Here is a 15,402-nt window from a genome sequence, read left to right as displayed (position 1 = left end):
AGCCGATGTGGATTTCGGGGGTAGCAATGACACGAACCGACAACGACACCTGGGACCTGGCGTCCAGCGTGGGAGCGACGGCGACCATGGTGGCCGCGGGCCGAGCGGCGGCCACCAGGGCACCCCACCCGCTGATCACCGATCCGTTCGCCGAACCGCTGGTACGCGCCGTCGGCATCGAAGCGCTGACCCGGATGGCGACCGGAGAGCTGCAGCCCGACGACGACGCGGCCAACCGCATGAAGAACATGGCCGACCACATGGCCGTCCGGACCGCCTTCTTCGACGAGTTCTTCCTCGACGCGACGGCGGCGGGCATCACACAGGCCGTCATCCTGGCGTCCGGCCTGGACTCCCGCGCGTATCGGCTGCCGTGGCCGGCGGGCACGGTGGTGTTCGAGATCGACCAGCCCGACGTCATCGAGTTCAAGACCCGCACGTTGGCAGGCCTCGGCGCCTTGCCGACCGCCATGCGGCGCACCGTCCCGATCGACCTGCGCGACGACTGGCCCGCTGCGCTCCGGCAGGCCGGGTTCGACCCGGCCAAACCGACCGCGTGGGCCGCCGAGGGACTGCTCCCCTACCTGCCCGCCGACGCGCAGGACAGGTTGCTCGACACCGTCACCGCGCTCAGCGCCCCTGGCAGCCGGTTCGCCACCGAGAGTTCCGCCAGCCCCGATCCGGCCGACGAGGACTCGATCCGCGAGCGCATGCGGAACCTCGGGGCACGATGGCGAGACGCCGGCTTCGATCTCGACCTCACCGAGTTGGTCTACTTCGGTGACCGCAAGGAGGCCGCGACGTACCTGGCCGACCACGGCTGGCAGATCAGCGGCCGCGGCATCCGGGAACTGTTCGACGCGCATGGCGTGACGATCGACCCCGAGGATGCCGCGCACTTCGCCAAACACCGCTACGTCAGCGGCACCCTCGGCGGTGGCCGGTGACGCGCTCCGATGCCGACAGCTGGGATCTCGCGTCCAGCGTCGGTGCGACGGCGACGATGGTGGCCGCGGCACGCGCCCTCGCCACCCGGGAAGCCGATCCGCTGATCCGCGACCCGTACGCCGAACCCCTGGTGCGTGCCGTCGGGATCGACTTCTTCGTCAAGCTGATCGACGGGCAGGTCACCACCTCCGATGTCGATGACGGCGGAGCGGCAGCCCTGATGACCGGGATGATGGCCGTGCGCACCCGGTTCTTCGACGACTTCTTCCTGGACGCCGCCGGAGCCGGTGTCCGGCAGGCGGTGATTCTGGCGTCCGGGCTGGATTCGCGTGCCTACCGGCTGCCCTGGCCGAACGGCACCGTGGTCTACGAGATCGACCAACCGCAGGTGATCGAGGCGAAGACCGCGACGATGGCCGACATCGGCGCCGTACCGTCCGCCGACCGCCGCGCCGTCGCCGTCGACCTGCGCGACGACTGGCCGTCCGCGCTGACGGCGGCAGGCTTCGACACCGGCCAGCCGACGGCGTGGAGCGCCGAGGGCCTGCTGGTGTATCTGCCTCCCGACGCACAGGACCGGCTGTTCGACGACATCACCGCGCTGTCTGCGCCGGGCAGCCGACTGGCAACGGAGTATCACCCCGACGGCGGGGCAAGCATGGGGGAACGTGCCAGCGCCATCAGCGAGGCGTGGAAGGGCCACGGTTTCGACGTCAACCTGACGGACCTGTTCTACGCCGGCGAACGCCGGCCGGTGGTCGACTACCTCACCGGCCTCGACTGGCGGGTTACGTCCCGCACCCGACCCGAGGTCTTCGCAGGCTATGGCCGCGACTTCCCCGACACCGGAACCCTTGCACCGATGCGCAATTCGCTGTCGGTCATCGCCACGAAGAACTAGGAGACACCCACCACATGGCACGAACTGAAGGCGACACCTGGGATCTGGCGTCCAGCGTCGGTGCGACGGCGACGGCAGTCGCCGCCTCACGCGCGATGGCATCCCAGGGTCCGGACGCGCTTCTCGACGATCCCTGGGCCGACCCGCTGGTGCGCGCCGTCGGCATCGAGACGTTCATCCGGCTCATCGACGGCGAGATCACGGCCGACGACGATCCGCTGCTGAATCGTCGGGCGATGAACGAGCAGATGACGGTGCGGACCCGCTTCTTCGACGACTTCTTCACTACCGCAACCAGTTCCGGTGCCCGGCAGGCCGTGATCCTGGCCTCGGGACTCGACACCAGGGCCTACCGACTGCGGTGGCCTGCGGGCACCGTGGTGTACGAGATCGACCAGCCCGACGTCATCGAGTTCAAGACGCGCACGTTGGACGGGCTCGGTGCGCAACCGACGGCGACGCGCCGGACGGTCGCGATCGATCTGCGGGACGATTGGCCTTCGGCGCTGACCGCTGCGGGCTTCGACCCCAGCCTGCCGACCGCGTGGAGCGCCGAAGGGCTGCTCGTGTACCTACCGCCGGACGCGCAGGATCGGCTGTTCGACAACGTCACCGCGCTGTCGGCGCCCGGAAGCAGGGTGGCGACGGAGCACATGGACATGGACGAGTTGCCGTCGGACTGGGCGCGCAAGCTCACGGACCGTTCGCGGCGCATCGGCTCCGACATCGACCTCGCCGAGCTGTTCTACACCGGCGAACGCAACAGCGCAGCCGACTACCTGACGACTCGTGGTTGGCAGGTGGACATCGCGAAGACCGCAGAAGCGTTCGCCGCGAACGGTTTCGAGCTGCCCGACGACGAACTGGCGACGTTCGGCAGCGGCTCTGGCTATCTCACTGCGATTTTCAAGTAGTAAGGAGAAAACATGGCAAGAACCGAAGGTGACACCTGGGACCTGGCCTCCAGCGTCGGCGCAACCGCCACGATGGTCGCAGCGCAGCGCGCACTGGCCCATCGCGAGAAGCTGATCGACGACCCGTACGCGGAGCCACTGGTGCGTGCGGTCGGTGTGGAGTTCTTCACCAATATGCTCGACGGTGACGTCGACTTCACCACCGTCGATCCGGCGTTCACGGTCCGTCGGGCCGCCGAGGGCATGGCGGTGCGTACACGCTTCTTCGACCAGATGTTCCTCGACGGTGCCGCCAACGGCGTTCGGCAGGCGGTGATTCTGGCAGCGGGCCTGGACGCGCGCAGCTACCGGCTGCCGTGGCCGGACCGCACCGTGGTCTACGAAGTGGACCAGCCCGAGGTCATCGAATTCAAGACGACGACGCTGGCGGGCATGGGTGCGGCGCCGACGGCGACCCGAAGGACCGTTGCCATCGATCTGCGGGAGGATTGGCCGAAGGCCTTGGTGGACAGTGGCTTCGATCCGAAGCAACCGACGGCGTGGAGCGCGGAGGGCCTGTTGATCTACCTGCCGCCCGAGGCGCAGGACAGGCTGTTCGACAACATCACCGAGCTGTCGGCGGCAGGAAGCCGGCTCGCCACCGAGCACATCCCCGACATGACCGCATTGTCCGACGAGCGCGCCCAGCGCGTGTCGGAGCGCATCAAGCAGTTCGGGATGGACATCGAGATGGCCGACCTCGTCTATCACGGCGAGCGCAGCCACGTCGTCGACTACCTGACGGCGAAGGGCTGGTACGTATCGGCGCTGCCTGCGCGGGAGGCTCACCAGGCCAACGGCTTCGAGTTCCCCACCGACGACATGTCGAGTTTCCTCGCCGACCTGAGCTACGTCAGCGCGGTGCTGACCTAGAAGCGGTAGTCCCCCAGCCACAGTGCGGTGACCCCACTGAGCGACCGCTCGGCCTGGGTGAGGACGCCGGCCACCGACCGGCCCACCAGCGCGCCGAGCGCCTCCGGCAACGACGCCGCGGCTGGCTGTGACGACGGCTTCGGGCGCAGCATGTCCATGAACGACGATCCGGGCAGGCTGACCAGCTTGACCTCGGTGTCGGCGTCGAAACCGGCCAGCACCTTGGCCCGGTCGATCGCGGTGCGCAGGCCGCCGAGTTCGTCGACCAGTCCCCGCTCACGGGCATCCGCGCCGGTCCACACCCGGCCGCGGGCGACGGCTTGGACGGCCTCCTCCGTCATGTCGCGGCCCTGCGCGACGCGCTGCACGAAGTCGGTGTAGAACAGGTCGGCCTCGGCTTCGACGTGCGCGTGTTGCTCGTCGGTGAACGGCTTGTTGAGCGACCATGCGTCGGCATTGGCGTTGGTGCGCACCGAATCCGAGCCGATGCCGAGGCGGTCCTTCAGGTCGCGGGCGACCAGCTTGCCGGTCACGACACCGATCGATCCGGTGATGGTGCCGGGGTTGGCCACGATGGCGTCGGCCGCCATCGATACGTAGTAGCCGCCCGACGCGGCGACCGCGCCCATCGACGCGACGACCGGCTTGCCTGCCTTGCACAGCCGATTCACTTCGCGCCAAACGGTTTCCGAGCCGGTCACCGATCCACCGGGGCTGTCGACGCGCAACACCACCGCGGACACCGAGTCGTCGGCGGCCGCCTCGCGCAGCGCAGCGGCAATGGTGTCCCCGCCTGCGCTGGAGGTGCCGAGCGGCGACAGCTGACGTCCGCCGCGGCCGCTCACGATCGGCCCGGCCAACGTCACGACGGCGATGGTGGGTTTTGCCTTGCGCCCAGGTAGCGACGGCGTCGGCACGGACGTGCTGGTCCTGGCGTAGCGCGACAGATACAGCCGCGGTGGTGCATCGGGATCGTCGGCGTCGCCGGTCTCGGGCGAAACATTCGGAGCGCCAACCAATTCGCCCACGCGGGCGTAGGCCTCGTCGCGGAATCCGATCCGGTCGACCAGGCGACCCTCCACGGCGGCGTCGCGCAGCAGCGGCGCCCGGTCGGCGAGTGCGTCGACGTCGGCGGGTTCGATGTGGCGCGACTCGGCGACCGCGGCCAGCACCTGGGCGTGCAGGCTCTCGATCAACCGGCTGTCGGCTTCGCGGTGGGCGTCGGTGTACTCGCCCTGGGTGAACAGGTTGGCCGCGGACTTGTATTCGCCGCGGGCGATGAACTGTGCTTGAACGCCTGCCTTGTCGAGCGCATCGCGCAGGAACATCGCGTTGGTGGCGAAGCCCACCAGCCCGACGGTGCCCGACGGCTGCATCCACACCTCGCGGAAGGCAGAGGCGAGGTAGTAGGACAGCGTGCCGGGATACGTCTCCGCCCACGCCAGCGAGGGCTTGACGGCGCTGAACGCAGCGATCGCCTCGCGCAGTTCCTGCACTGGACCGGCAGCGGCGGCGGGGATCTGCACCCGCGCGATCAGGCCGGCGACGCGGTCGTCCTCGGCGGCACGGTGAATCGCGCTGACGGCTTCACGCAGCAGCAGCGGGCGGCCGCCACTGGCGAGGATGGCCAACGGATCGAAGCCACTGGTCTCGTGAGGTATCGACTGCAGGTCGAGTTCGAGCACGCAGCCCTCGGGCACGCCGTGGTGACGCGCGGTGTCCACCTTGCGGGCGAACGCCCGAAGCTCGTCGGTACCGGGGATGCCGGACAGGAGACTGAACATCCCGCGAGCCTACCGATCAGCCCGGTGCCCACGTTTTCGCCGTAACGTGGTCCGGTGCGATTCTCGATTTCACTCCCCCAGCGCGACGAGGACGGCTTCGACGCGGCGGGGTTCAAGGACTACGTGACCCGGGCCGAGGACCTCGGCTTCGAAGGTGGTTGGACGCTGGAGCAAACCATCGGCGCTGCGCCGTTGATCGCGCCCATGGAGCTGCTGGCCTACGCCGCCGCGTGCACGACGCGCCTGCGGCTGGGCGTCGCGGCGCTGGTGACGTCGCTGCACGATCCGCTGCAACTGGCCGCCACCGCAACGGCCGTCGACCGGCTTAGCCACGGCAGGCTCGACCTCGGTGTGGCCGCCGGCGGCGGATTCCGTCAGTTCGCCGCCTTTGGGGTGGAACGCAAGACGTTCATCAGCAGCTTCACCGAGGGCGTCGAGTTGATGAAGGCGGCGTGGTCGGACGAGGAGAAGGTGACGTTCCACGGCCGGTTCCGCGACGTCGACGACCTGCCGATCACGCCGAAACCGGTGCAGCGCCCCCATCCGCCGATCTGGTTCGGCGCCAACGCCCCCAAGGCGCTGGCCCGCGCGGTGCGCCTTGGCGACGCCTTCCTTGGCGCGGGGTCGTCCACCACGGAGGCCTTCGTATCGGCGGTCGCCACCACCCGCCGCGAACTCGAGGAACAACGGAAGGATCCGGCTCAGTTCACCATCGGCAAGCGGGTGTACCTGACCATCGACGACGACGCCGCCCGCGCCAGGGAACGCGTCGTCGCCGGGTTGCACCGCATCTACGGCGAGATGCCCGGCATCGAGGCGGTACCGGTGTCGGGTACCACGTCGGACGTCATCCGTGGTCTGCAGGAGGTCGTCGACGCAGGTGCGCAGATGATCCTGCTCAACCCGGTCGGTCAGACGGTCGCCGAGGATCGCGAGCAGATGGAACGGCTGGCCGCGGACGTGATTCCGCAGCTGGGCTAAGCCATGGAATTCAGTGAAGATTAGGTGGTTTAACCGTCTGATCTTGGTGGTAAACCCGATCATGATCGCGAAATTGAAATTCCTCGGCCCGCTCCTCATGGCGGGCGTGGCCGCGACGGCAATCGCCGCGGCACCGATTGCCGCGGCAGAGTCCTTCGCCGTGGCGACGGGCGCATCGAGCATCACCATTCCCCAGAGCCCCGGCGGCGACGGCTGCGCCAACGGCGTCTGCGGCAGTGGCGACGCCGGCGGCGGCAGCGGGTGTACGGCCGACGGAACGTGCGGCTCCGGCGGCCCGATGGGCGGCGGAGGCTGCACTGCCGACGGGGCGTGCGGGCACGGCGGCCCGCTCGGCGGCGGTGGCTGCGTGCCCGGCGTCGGCTGCTTCGAGTGGGGCCAGTAAGGGCGTAAACGGATGAGCCCCCGCACGCCGTGGCGTGCGGGGGCTCGTCGCTTGAGTTTTACAGCTCAGGGGTTACAGCTCAGTGGCCGAACCGCCTGCAGCAGTGATCTTCTCGCGGGCGCTGCCGCTGAACTTGTGTGCGGTGACGTCGACCTTCACGGTCAGCTTGCCGTCGCCGAGCACCTTCACCAAGGTGTTCTTCCGAACCGCGCCGGAGGCCACGAGTTCCTCGACACCGATCGTGCCGCCCTTGGGGAACAGCCGATCGAGATCGGCGACGTTGACCACCTGGTACTCGGTGCGGAACCGGTTGCGGAAGCCCTTGAGCTTCGGCAGCCGCATGTGAATGGGCATCTGGCCACCCTCGAACGTCGCGGGGACGTTCTTGCGCGCCTTGGTGCCCTTGGTGCCGCGGCCTGCGGTCTTACCCTTGGAGCCCTCACCACGACCAACGCGGGTACGGGCGGTCTTCGCGCCCTTCGCGGGGCGCAGGTCGTGCAGCTTGATGGTCACTTGGATTCGACCCCTTCAACTTCCACCAGGTGGTGCACCACGGCGATCAGGCCGCGGTTCTGCGCGTTGTCCTCGCGGATCACGGACTGGCGGATCTTGCGCAAGCCCAGTGTCCGCAGGCTCTCGCGCTGCTTCCAACGTGCACCCACGGTGCTGCGCACCTGGGTGATCTTCAATTCAGCCATGGTTTAAGCCGATCCCTCACGCGCGGCCGCGGCGGCCAGCGCATCGCTCTCACGCCGGGCCCGCAGCATGCCTGCCGGGGCGACGTCCTCGATGGGCAGGCCACGACGGGCCGCCACCTCTTCTGGGCGCTGAATCATCTTCAGCGCGGCAACGGTGGCGTGCACCACGTTGATCGCGTTGTCACTGCCCAGCGACTTGGCCAGAATATCGTGCACGCCAGCGCATTCCAGCACCGCACGCGCCGCGCCACCGGCGATGACGCCGGTACCGGGGCTGGCCGGGCGCAGCATGACCACGCCCGCGGCGGCTTCACCCTGCACCGGGTGCACGATGGTGCCACCGATCAGCGGAACCCGGAAGAAGCCCTTGCGTGCCTCTTCGACGCCCTTGGCGATCGCGGCGGGAACTTCCTTGGCCTTGCCGTAGCCGACACCGACCATGCCGTTGCCGTCACCGACGATCACGAGGGCGGTGAAGCTGAACCGCCGACCACCCTTGACCACCTTGGAGACGCGATTGATCGCGACGACGCGTTCGATGTAGTTGCTCTTGTCGCCACCGTCGCGGCCACCGCGGCCACCGCGGTCGTCACGACGACCCCGGCCGCCATCGCGACCGTCGCGGCCCCCGCCGCCACCGCCCCGGTTGTCGGACGTCGCCGGACCGCCGCCGGCACCAGTTGCCTGCTCGGCCATCATGCAGTCCTTCCGTTGGAAATAGTCATCAGAACTTGAGCCCGCCTTCTCGCGCGGCGTCGGCCAGCGCGGCGATCCGACCGCCGTAGGTGTACCCACCCCGGTCGAACACCACGGCCTCGATGCCTGCGGCCTTGGCGCGCTCGGCGATCAGCTGACCGACGCGCACGCTGTGGGCCTTCTTGTCACCGTCGACGGCGCGGACGTCGGCCTCGATGGACGACGCAGCGGCGAGCGTCACGCCCTCCAGGTCGTCGACCAGCTGGACGTGGATGTGCCGCGACGAACGGTTGACCACCAAACGTGGCGTCTCCGCAGTGCCCGCCACCTTCTTGCGAAGGCGGGCGTGCCGGCGCAGCCGGGCCACCCGACGGGTCTCGGAGATGTTCTGTCCGACCGGCTTCCGCTTCGCGGTATCAGTATTCGCAGCCATGTCTTACTTACCTGTCTTTCCGACCTTGCGGCGGATCTGCTCACCCTCGTAGCGGACGCCCTTGCCCTTGTACGGGTCCGGGCGGCGCAGGCGGCGGATGTTCGCCGAGATCTGGCCGACCTTCTGCTTGTCGATTCCGGAGACCGAGAACTTGGTGGGCGTCTCGACCGCGAAGGTGATGCCTTCCGGGGCCTCGATGATCACCGGGTGGCTGTAGCCGAGCGCGAACTCCAGGGTGTTGCCCTTGAGCTGCACGCGGTAACCCACGCCGAAGATCTCCATCTTCGTGGTGTAACCCTCGGTGACACCCGTGATCAGGTTGGCCACCAGCGTGCGGGACAGCCCGTGCAGCGAGCGGTTGTTCCGCTCGTCGTCGGGGCGGGCCACCACGATGGCGCCATCGTCGTTGCGCGTCACCGAGATCGGCTCTGCGACGGCGAGTGCCAGTGAGCCCTTCGGGCCCTTGACGGACACGTTCTGTCCGTCGATCGTGACGTCGACCCCGGTTGGAACCAGGACCGGTTGCTTACCAATGCGCGACATGTCTACTCCCTCACCACACGTAAGCGAGGACTTCGCCGCCCACGCCTTGTCGTGCTGCCTGGCGATCGGTGAGCAGGCCAGAGGACGTGGAGATGATCGCCACGCCCAGGCCACCCAGCACCCGCGGCAGATTGGTGGATTTTGCGTACACCCGCAGACCGGGCTTGCTCACCCGGCGCAGGCCCGCGATGCTGCGTTCACGGCTCGGGCCGTACTTCAGTTGCACCACGAGCGACTTGCCAACCCGAGCATCCTCGGTGTGGAAATCCGTGATGTAACCCTCCGACTTGAGGATCGAGGCGATGTTCACCTTGATCTTCGAGTGCGGCAGCGTCACCTCGTCGTGGTACGCCGAATTGGCGTTGCGCAGACGTGTCAAGAAGTCTGCGATCGGGTCCGTCATGGTCATGACAGCCAGCTCACCTTCCTCGCAGCGGTTCCCGGGCCCATGTCGTGCTCTGGGAGGGCCTGCTGCGTGCCTTTTCTAAGTTGGTTCATTGATTTGGCTGTTACCAGCTGGACTTCTGCACGCCGGGCAGTTCGCCGGCATGTGCCATCTCCCGCAAGCAGATTCGGCACAGGCCGAACTTGCGGTACACGGCGTGGGGGCGGCCGCACCTGTTGCAACGGGTGTAACCACGGACCTTGAACTTGGGCTTCTTGTTGGCCTTGTTGACCAGAGCCTTCTTTGCCATCTGCTCAGTTCTCCTTGAACGGAAAGCCCAGTGCACGCAGCAGCGCACGACCTTCGTCGTCGTTCGTCGCCGAGGTGACGACGGTGATGTCCATGCCGCGGGGCCGGTCGATGCTGTCCACGTCGATCTCGTGGAACACCGACTGCTCGGCCAGCCCGAAGGTGTAGTTGCCGTTGCCGTCGAACTGCTTGGGCGACAGGCCACGGAAGTCACGGATTCGGGGAAGCGCGATCGACACCAGTCGGTCGAGGAACTCCCACATCCGGTCGCCGCGCAGCGTCACGCGGGCGCCGATCGGCATGCCCTCGCGCAGCTTGAACTGGGCGATGGACTTGCGCGCCTTGCGGACCTCGGGCTTCTGACCGGTGATCAGTGCCAGGTCGTTGACCGCGCCGTTGATCAGCTTCGCGTCGCGGGCGGCGTCGCCGACACCCATGTTCACGATGACCTTGACCACGCCGGGGATCTGCATGACGTTGTCGTAGCCGAACTGCGTGTTGAGCGCGTCCTTGATCTCTTCGCGGTAGCGCTGCTTCAGGCGGGGCAGTGTCTTCTCGGTGGTTTCTGCGGTGGTCATGCCTAAATGTCCTTGCCGTTGCGCTTGGAGACGCGGACCTTCTTGCCGCTCTCCTCGTCGACGCGGTAGCCGATTCGCGTCGGGTTGCCGTCGGAGTCGACCACCAGCACGTTGCTCACGTGGATCGCCGCTTCCTGCGTCACGATGCCGCCGGACTGCGCGCCACGCTCGTTGCGCGAGATGGCGGTGTGCTTCTTGATCCGGTTGACGCCCTCGACCAGCACCTTGTTGCGCGTCGGGTAGGCCTCCAGGACCTTGCCCTTGGCGCCCTTGTCCTTGCCAGAGATGACCAGGACGGTGTCACCCTTGTGCACCTTCATTTACAGCACCTCCGGGGCAAGCGAAACGATCTTCATGAAGCGCTTCTCGCGCAATTCGCGGCCGACCGGCCCGAAGATGCGGGTACCACGCGGGTCATTGTCGGCCTTGATGATGACGGCGGCGTTCTCGTCGAACTTGATGTAGCTGCCGTCGGCACGCCTGCGCTCCTTGACGGTGCGGACGATGACGGCCTTGACCACGTCGCCCCGCTTGACGTTGCCGCCGGGGATGGCGTCCTTGACGGTCGCGACGATGACGTCACCGATGCCGGCGTAGCGCCGACCCGAGCCACCGAGCACGCGGATGCACAAGATCTCCTTGGCGCCCGTGTTGTCGGCGACCTTCAGCCGCGATTCCTGCTGAATCACTCGATCTCCTCGAATTGTGTGCACGGCAAGCAGCAAGAAGTCGCTCGTCGTACTCGGTCTTCGTCACCGAAGGGCACGCAGGGCTGACGGAAGCCAGCCGAGGTCTGCCCAAGGCAACCCCTACATACTAGGTGAGCACGGGGAATGCACCAAATCGCTGCTGGTCGCCCCGCGATCGGTTCAATCAGCCCCCACCACGCAGCGGAAACCGATGTGCGTCGTCGCGCTGTCCTGCGACTGCGAGGATCGCGCCGCGGGCCGATAACGCTGACAGTATTCCGGCGCGCACAGGTGCGAGCCGCCCTTGAGCGTCTGGTTGACGGCCGGGTCGGGCACCGCGCCCACATTTCCCGGGTCGCTTCGCTCCTGCCCTCCGATAGACGGCGTACAACACCCCTTCGTCGCCTCCGGCTGGTGATGGACGGAGTACGGCTGGAATCTTGAAGTGGTCCACTCCCACACGTTGCCGATCATGTCGAGCAGCCCGAACTCGTTCGGCGGGAACGTGCCGACGGGCGAGGTGCCGACCCAGCCCAGCGCTCCGTCGTTGCGGTACGGGAACCGGCCCTGCCACGTGTTGGCCATCAGCCGGCCGTCCGGCATCATCTCGTCACCCCAGGCGTAGGTCGTGCTCGCCCCACCCCGGCCGGCGTACTCCCATTCCGCCTCCGTCGGCAGACGCCGGTCCGCCCAGCGTGCGTACGCCGACGCGTCGGTGTAGGCGAGCTGCACGACGGGATGATCCATGCGGTCGGCGATCCCACTGCCCTCGCCGAACGGATGGCGCCAGCACGCGCCGGGCGCCCAGTCCCACCACTGTCGCCAGTCCCGCAGATCGACCGGTCCCGGCGTGGGACGGAACACCAGGGCACCGGGCGCCAGATCTTCGGCCGCCACGCCGGGGTACAGCGCTGGGTCGAGCGCCTGCTCGGCGACCGTGACGTGGCCCGTCGCCGCGACGAATTCGGCGTACTGGGCGTTCGTCACCGGGTGCCGTTCGATCGCGAACGCGCCGACGGCGGCGGTGTGGATCGGCGCCTCTTCGGGATAGAAGCTCGTCGAGCCCATGCGGAAGGCTCCGCCAGGCAGCTCGACCAGGTCGGTCAGCATGGCTCGATGGTAGGTCAGGGGATCCTGACCTCGAAGTCCTCGGTCAGCAGCTCCCCCGCCGCATCGAGACCATGAACGCCGGTGGGCGCCTGGACGTGGACGGACACCAGATAGTTCGTCGTGTTGGTCCAGACGTGCACGATGCGGTCGATGAATTCGATGGAGTTCTGCGGTGTGTCCGACCACGCGCCCATCAGCTTCTGGCCGCTGTACTCGCACAGTTCGCCGGGCAGGATGCTGACGGAGCTGACCGCCGACTGCGCCATGAGCTTGTCGGTGTAGTCGCGGAAGGCCGCGGCGGGATCGAGGTCGGTGGGAGCGATCGTGACGACCGCCGACAGGCCGTCGGGCCCCTCCATCCGTGCGCCGACGGCGCCCGAGCCGGTCGAGGACTTCCAGCCCGGTGGCACGGCCACCATGATCTGAGGCGCTCCCGGGTCGGCCGTGGTCGCGGTGATCATGACGCCGGACCGGTTCGGCATCGGGCAGGTGATGGCGCCGGCGGGCACTGGCACCTGGGTGGTGGGGACGATTCCGGGCGGCCCCTGATCGTTGTCAGTGGTCGGCGCCGCGGTGCTCGGGCGCGACGTCGAGGTCGAGGTCGCGGGGGCAGACGAATCCGCCATCGGAACGCCCTCGCTGGTCCGCACGCACGCCGACGTCACGGCCACCGCCACACACGTGATCGCGATGGTCGTCGATCGCCAGAGCTTCATCAGTCCTTAGAGAATGCCTGCGCAAGTTCTCGCTCTACGTCGACGTACGGCGTACCCGAGATGTCTACGACCACCTTAGCGATCGTGCCCCCGGTGAAGGCGTACGGCGCCTTGTAGGTACTGGACACCGGCTGGCCGGTGTTGCGGCCGACGGCCACGCCGCCACCGGCAAGGCCGAAGCTGCCGGGATGGGTCCGCACGCCCGATCTGGCCGCGACGATCGCACCGTCGACGTAGAGCGAGACGTCTCCGACTGGGGTGTGGGCGCCCTCGATGGTGCCGGTCCGCTCGAATCGGACGCCGAAGACGTGGCTGCCCAAGGGAATCTCCTCCGGCGCCGACACGGCTTGTTCCTCTTCGCCCATGAAGTTGTAGATGTACTGCAGCCGGCCGTCCCGAACGAACAGCACGTGGCCGCCGTGGCCTGCGCCCTGTTTGTAGAGCACTCCCTCCGCGTCTGCGTTCTCGACGTCGACTTCGGCCAGCACCGAGAACGATTGGCCGCGCAACTCCACCGCAGCGCCGATGCCCACCTCCGCGGTGCCCGGATAGTAGGTGAAGTTCTTCCGATCGCCGACGAGGTAGGGCCGCCACCGCGTCAGGGTCTCGAAGAAGTTCAGATCCGCCAGCGGAAGTCCGTTGTACTTGTCGGCTTCGGAGAACCACAGCGCCTTGAGTTCCTCGAGCTTGTCGGGCTGCTCGCCGGCCAGGTCGTGACACTGGCTGCGGTCGGAGGAGATGTGGTAGAGCTCCCAGCGGTCGGCGGGAAAGTTGGACCAGCCGGCGGGGCTCGCGGCGTGCACGGTGTTGGCGAACCAGCCCTGGTGCCAGATTCCGCGGGTGCCGAGCATCGTGTAGAACTGCGTGTCCTTGCCGGTGTCGGCGGCCGGATCCGCAAGGGCGGCTTTGAAACTCACTCCGTCGAGCGGCTTCTGGGTGATGCCCTTGACGGCCTCGGGCGGCTCGATGCCGAGCAGTTCGTAGACGGTCGGAGTGATGTCGCAGACGTTGACGTAGTTGTCGCGAACCTCGCCGTGTGCGTCGATTCCGTTGGGCCAGGAAATGATTGCGGTATCGGCGATGCCGCCCTCGTGCGAGGCGTAGCGCTTGAACAGCTTGTAGGGCGTGTTGAAGGCCATCGCCCACCCGATCGGGTAATGGTTGTAGGTGTCCGGTCCACCCAGCCGATCGAAGAACCGCATGCTCTCCTCGACGGTGTCGATGTAGCCGTTGAAGAACTTCACCTCGTTGACCGACCCACTCGGCCCGCCCTCGCCGCTGGCTCCGTTGTCGGATATGACGACGATGATGGTGTTGTCCAGCTGGCCGGATTCCTCGAGGTAGTCCAGGATGCGACCGATCTGCGCGTCGGTGTAGCTCAGGAAACCGGCGAACACCTCGGCCATCCGGCAAAAGAGTTTGCGCTCTTCGTCGTTCAGCGTGCCCCATGGCCGCACGGTGTCCTGCAACGGCCACGATTCGCCGTTCGGTCCCTTCACGTCGAGGTAGGGATTCATCGGCGACAACTCGGTGTCCTGGGGCACGATGCCCAGCTGCTTCTGGTTCTCCAGCACGATCTCCCGATAGCGCTCGTAACCCATGTCGAAGCGTCCGGCGTACTCGTCGGCCCATTCCTTGAAGACGTGGTGGGGCGCGTGGCCCGCGCCAGGGCACAGATAGGAGAACCACGGCTTGTCGGGAGCGATCACCTTGGCATCGCGTATGAACTCGATCGTCTTGTCCGCGAGGTCCTTCGAGAGGTGATAACCCTCCTCGGGTGTGGCAGGCGGGGGCACCGGATGGTTGTCGTAGACCAGTTCCGGATACCACTGGTCGGTCTCCCCGCCCATGAAGCCGTAGAAGCGTTCGAAGCCGCGCGCGAGCGGCCAATGCCGTTTGGTGGCAGCGAGATTGGATTCTTCCAGCGGAGTCAGGTGCCACTTGCCGACGCAGTACGTGTTGTAGCCGCGTTCGGCGAGCACCTCCGACAGCAGTGCCGTGTCGTCGGGGATTCGGCCGTTGCAGTTCGGGAAGCCGTCGGTGAACTCCTCGATGGTGGCCATTCCCACCGTGGTGGCGTTGCGACCCGTGAGCAGGGACGCGCGCGTCGGTGAGCACAGTGCGGTGGTGTGGAACTGCGAAAGGCGCACCCCGCGATCGGCGATGCGAGACATGTTCGGCATGTCGACCAGTCCGCCGAAGCAGTCCCAGGTCGCGATGCCGGTGTCGTCCCACACCAGGTAGAGCACGTTGGGTGCATCGGGCGGCGCGGTCGGCGCAGCGTAGGGGCCCCAGTCCGCCTCGGAGTCACGGATGTTCAGTTCGATCTTGCCGTTGAATTCCGTCATTCTTCCCGTCGCTTCGCTCGCCCCAGCCATCCACGCCTCGTCCCGCTCGGTGGA

Annotated in this window: 20 protein-coding genes; 6 read left to right on the top strand and 14 right to left on the bottom strand. The window is 67.3% G+C overall.

The features are described 5' to 3' along the window. The first annotated feature begins 26 nt into the window (after nucleotides 1-26). Genes N536_RS0123375 through N536_RS0123360 form a run of 4 tightly spaced genes read left to right on the top strand, consistent with a single transcriptional unit; the run spans nucleotide 27 to nucleotide 3,675 of the window. The gene (locus N536_RS0123375) at nucleotides 27-947 is read left to right on the top strand and encodes a class I SAM-dependent methyltransferase (RefSeq protein WP_029115826.1); all 921 of its coding nucleotides are present in this window, start codon (nucleotides 27-29) and stop codon (nucleotides 945-947) included. Further along, the gene (locus tag N536_RS0123370; RefSeq protein ID WP_029115825.1) at nucleotides 944-1,849 is read left to right on the top strand and encodes a class I SAM-dependent methyltransferase; all 906 of its coding nucleotides are present in this window, start codon (nucleotides 944-946) and stop codon (nucleotides 1,847-1,849) included. The genes N536_RS0123375 and N536_RS0123370 overlap by 4 nt, the downstream gene beginning before the upstream one ends. Nucleotides 1,850-1,863: 14 nt before the next feature. Then, nucleotides 1,864-2,763 (top strand): class I SAM-dependent methyltransferase, encoded by a 900-nt coding sequence (locus tag N536_RS0123365; RefSeq protein ID WP_029115824.1) that lies wholly within the window; start codon nucleotides 1,864-1,866, stop codon nucleotides 2,761-2,763. 12 nt (nucleotides 2,764-2,775) lie between these two features. Beyond that, entirely contained in the window at nucleotides 2,776-3,675 is a 900-nt protein-coding gene (locus tag N536_RS0123360; protein WP_029115823.1) for an SAM-dependent methyltransferase, read from the top strand. On the opposite strand, the gene sppA is transcribed toward N536_RS0123360, so the two are convergent. Further along, entirely contained in the window at nucleotides 3,672-5,459 is a 1,788-nt protein-coding gene (gene sppA, locus N536_RS0123355; protein WP_029115822.1) for a signal peptide peptidase SppA, read from the bottom strand. The two genes, N536_RS0123360 and sppA, sit on opposite strands and share 4 nt — an antisense overlap. 54 nt (nucleotides 5,460-5,513) lie before the next feature. Here sppA and N536_RS0123350 point away from each other — a divergent pair, with 54 nt between their 5' ends. Further along, nucleotides 5,514-6,440, top strand: coding sequence for an LLM class flavin-dependent oxidoreductase (locus N536_RS0123350; RefSeq protein WP_029115821.1), 927 nt, complete (start codon nucleotides 5,514-5,516; stop codon nucleotides 6,438-6,440). Nucleotides 6,441-6,501: 61 nt separating this feature from the next. After that, on the top strand, nucleotides 6,502-6,843 hold the full coding sequence (locus N536_RS0123345; RefSeq protein ID WP_029115820.1) for a hypothetical protein: 342 nt from the start codon (nucleotides 6,502-6,504) through the stop codon (nucleotides 6,841-6,843). Nucleotides 6,844-6,915: 72 nt separating this feature from the next. Here the strand turns inward: N536_RS0123345 and rplO are convergent, their stop codons facing one another. The 13 genes from rplO to N536_RS0123280 all read right to left on the bottom strand — a co-directional run bounded on the left by rplO (nucleotide 6,916) and on the right by N536_RS0123280 (nucleotide 15,348). After that, nucleotides 6,916-7,356 carry a 50S ribosomal protein L15 gene (rplO, locus tag N536_RS0123340; protein ID WP_029115819.1) on the bottom strand — a complete coding sequence of 147 codons (441 nt, stop codon included), beginning with the start codon at nucleotides 7,354-7,356 and terminating at the stop codon, nucleotides 6,916-6,918. Next, nucleotides 7,353-7,541, bottom strand: a complete 189-nt coding sequence (gene rpmD, locus N536_RS0123335) for a 50S ribosomal protein L30 (RefSeq protein ID WP_029115818.1) — start codon at nucleotides 7,539-7,541, stop codon at nucleotides 7,353-7,355. The genes rplO and rpmD overlap by 4 nt, the downstream gene beginning before the upstream one ends. 3 nt (nucleotides 7,542-7,544) lie before the next feature. Next, nucleotides 7,545-8,237, bottom strand: coding sequence for a 30S ribosomal protein S5 (gene rpsE, locus N536_RS0123330; protein WP_197040214.1), 693 nt, complete (start codon nucleotides 8,235-8,237; stop codon nucleotides 7,545-7,547). 28 nt (nucleotides 8,238-8,265) lie between these two features. Then, complete coding sequence (gene rplR, locus N536_RS0123325) at nucleotides 8,266-8,670, bottom strand: 50S ribosomal protein L18 (RefSeq protein ID WP_036437348.1); 405 nt, start codon at nucleotides 8,668-8,670, stop codon at nucleotides 8,266-8,268. 3 nt (nucleotides 8,671-8,673) lie between these two features. Continuing rightward, entirely contained in the window at nucleotides 8,674-9,213 is a 540-nt protein-coding gene (rplF, locus tag N536_RS0123320; protein WP_029115815.1) for a 50S ribosomal protein L6, read from the bottom strand. A gap of 10 nt (nucleotides 9,214-9,223) precedes the next feature. Next, nucleotides 9,224-9,622 (bottom strand): 30S ribosomal protein S8, encoded by a 399-nt coding sequence (rpsH, locus tag N536_RS0123315; RefSeq protein WP_029115814.1) that lies wholly within the window; start codon nucleotides 9,620-9,622, stop codon nucleotides 9,224-9,226. 100 nt (nucleotides 9,623-9,722) lie between these two features. Next, nucleotides 9,723-9,908, bottom strand: a complete 186-nt coding sequence (locus N536_RS0123310) for a type Z 30S ribosomal protein S14 (protein WP_006245130.1) — start codon at nucleotides 9,906-9,908, stop codon at nucleotides 9,723-9,725. 4 nt (nucleotides 9,909-9,912) lie between these two features. Beyond that, the gene (rplE, locus tag N536_RS0123305) at nucleotides 9,913-10,485 is read right to left on the bottom strand and encodes a 50S ribosomal protein L5 (protein ID WP_029115813.1); all 573 of its coding nucleotides are present in this window, start codon (nucleotides 10,483-10,485) and stop codon (nucleotides 9,913-9,915) included. A 2-nt stretch (nucleotides 10,486-10,487) separates the two neighbouring features. Next, nucleotides 10,488-10,805 carry a 50S ribosomal protein L24 gene (rplX, locus tag N536_RS0123300; protein WP_029115812.1) on the bottom strand — a complete coding sequence of 106 codons (318 nt, stop codon included), beginning with the start codon at nucleotides 10,803-10,805 and terminating at the stop codon, nucleotides 10,488-10,490. Further along, nucleotides 10,806-11,174, bottom strand: coding sequence for a 50S ribosomal protein L14 (gene rplN, locus N536_RS0123295; protein ID WP_029115811.1), 369 nt, complete (start codon nucleotides 11,172-11,174; stop codon nucleotides 10,806-10,808). Between the two features lie 180 nt (nucleotides 11,175-11,354). Beyond that, the gene (locus N536_RS0123290; RefSeq protein WP_029115810.1) at nucleotides 11,355-12,284 is read right to left on the bottom strand and encodes a formylglycine-generating enzyme family protein; all 930 of its coding nucleotides are present in this window, start codon (nucleotides 12,282-12,284) and stop codon (nucleotides 11,355-11,357) included. Nucleotides 12,285-12,298: 14 nt separating this feature from the next. Continuing rightward, nucleotides 12,299-13,000 carry a hypothetical protein gene (locus tag N536_RS0123285; RefSeq protein ID WP_036437344.1) on the bottom strand — a complete coding sequence of 234 codons (702 nt, stop codon included), beginning with the start codon at nucleotides 12,998-13,000 and terminating at the stop codon, nucleotides 12,299-12,301. Next, nucleotides 13,000-15,348, bottom strand: coding sequence for an arylsulfatase (locus N536_RS0123280; protein WP_155948696.1), 2,349 nt, complete (start codon nucleotides 15,346-15,348; stop codon nucleotides 13,000-13,002). The genes N536_RS0123285 and N536_RS0123280 overlap by 1 nt, the downstream gene beginning before the upstream one ends. Nucleotides 15,349-15,402: the final 54 nt, after the last annotated feature.

Origin of the sequence: Mycobacterium sp. URHB0044 (assembly GCF_000620625.1) — a bacterium.
Lineage (GTDB): Bacteria > Actinomycetota > Actinomycetes > Mycobacteriales > Mycobacteriaceae > Mycobacterium.
This window is presented reverse-complemented; position numbering and strand designations above follow the sequence as displayed.